We start from the raw sequence: 823 nt of genomic DNA, 5'->3' as shown, positions 1-823 counted from the left end.
GCTAGTGTTTCGTCTCAGAGATTATGACGGGTTGTCTATGCCGAGGATTGGCAGTTCTTGGGGCGGGACAAGCAGTTGGATGCTGCGCGCCACGCCTGGTTGCTTTTTGATCAATCCGATTTGGTCGAGGGTCTTTAGCATTTGGTGGACTGAGGGTGCGGTGACTTTGAAGTAGCGCTGGAAGTCTGCCTCCGCCGGGGCGCGGTCATTGATCTGTGAATAGGCCCATATAAAGGCGAGGTACTGGCCCTGTTTGGCGGTGAACGTGGCTGGCCTAGCGGGTGTGTTTTGGTCAAGCAATTGATTCATTTTGGATTCATCCAGGGCCCCTCCATTATAGAGGGCTTTGTGAATGAACGTACGATATCGAGTCGATCTTAGCCAGGTCGAACGCGACGAGCTTCGCGCTTTGGTGAGCGGCGGCAAGCAGCCAGTACGACGGCTCAAGCGAATGCAGATCCTGCTGGCAGCGGACGCCGGCGTCAGCGACAAGGCCATCGAGGCCTCGGTGCAGACCAGCGGCTCGACCATCTACCGCACCAAAAAACGCTTTGTAGAGATCAGCCTGGAGGCCGCCCTCAGTGAAGAGCCACGCCCCGGGGCGGCTCGAAAGCTGAGCGGCAAGGAAGAGGTACAACTGGTCGCTCTGGCTTGCTCGGATCCGCCCGAGGGCTGCGCCCGGTGGACCTTGACGCTTCTGGCCAACGCGCTGCTGGAGGTGGTCGAACATCAGAGTGTCTCACGCGAAACCATCCGCCGCCGGCTGGACGACAACGACCTGAAGCCGTGGCAGAGGAAAATGTGGTGCATCGCCAAAATCGAT

General features: G+C 58.6%; 2 protein-coding genes. One reads left to right on the top strand and one right to left on the bottom strand.

Annotation, left to right across the window (positions count from 1 at the left end):
* Nucleotides 1-21 precede the first annotated feature (21 nt).
* Nucleotides 22-309, bottom strand: coding sequence for a LexA family protein (locus AC244_RS34780; RefSeq protein WP_053253365.1), 288 nt, complete (start codon nt 307-309; stop codon nt 22-24).
* A 43-nt stretch (nt 310-352) separates the two neighbouring features.
* Between AC244_RS34780 and AC244_RS34775 the strand changes: the two genes are divergently transcribed.
* Nucleotides 353-823 (top strand): helix-turn-helix domain-containing protein (locus tag AC244_RS34775; RefSeq protein ID WP_152976248.1); only part of this gene is annotated, 471 nt, incomplete at its 3' end.

The sequence above is a fragment of the Ensifer adhaerens genome (assembly GCF_001270265.1).
GTDB classification, from domain to species: domain Bacteria; phylum Pseudomonadota; class Alphaproteobacteria; order Rhizobiales; family Rhizobiaceae; genus Ensifer; species Ensifer adhaerens_B.
The sequence above is the reverse complement of the archived record's forward strand: the minus strand, read 5'-3'. Positions and strand labels throughout refer to the sequence as shown.